Here is a 784-nt window from a genome sequence, read left to right on the forward strand (position 1 = left end):
CTCGATGACCGTCAACACGACGGATAGTATCTTGCTTGTGGTCTGGCTTAATTTGAGCAAAGTTGGTTATGGGCACTAAACCTGCAGCGGTTTTCACTCTTAGCTGATCGAATCGACCAATATCTCGCTTCTCTTGTGGGTAGCGCACCAAAATATCGACTTCTTCATCCGCATCGTCAGGTAAATAGTCCCCTATTTTCAGACCATTCGTGACAAATTGAACTGTATTTCCCACCAAAGTTGCATCGGCAGCAAAACGAGAAGCGTCGTCGCGTCGAATGTCAATTTGCCAGTCAATCCCCTCTTTATTGGTGGTATCACTCAAATTAGTCAGTGCTGGGTTGCTATCAGCCCAAAGCCTAACGAGCTTCGCGGCGTCATCTAGCTCGCCTATACTCCTACTTCGAGAAGAAACTTCAATCACCAAATCATGTTCAACCGGAGGGCCGGCATCCGGGAATTTGTACTCTAACTCAACGCCATAAAATTGGTCAGTGGTAGATTTTAGCTCTTCAATGATCGTTTTGACTTTACGACGATATTGCCAATCCACAGGAGTTATTTGAATCTGACCGATTTCGTCACCATTATCGCTCGATCCAGTGCGAGTGTAGACACTTTCAAACTCATCATGACCCAGCATGACCTTTTCAATTTCTCGCATTACGATATCTTTCTCATTAATGGAAAGATCCCCGTAAGAGCGTACTTTTACGGTGAAAAATGGCGGGTCGACTTCAGGGAAAAACTCCGCCCCTAACCCCGCTTTACTGTAAGTAAATCC

Annotated in this window: 1 pseudogene; it reads right to left on the reverse strand. The window is 45.4% G+C overall.

The features are described 5' to 3' along the window. Positions 1-784: pseudogene (gene vmeK, locus R7Q48_RS26520) on the reverse strand (multidrug efflux RND transporter permease subunit VmeK); the annotation flags it as partial.

The sequence above is a fragment of the Vibrio sp. 378 genome (assembly GCF_033339435.1).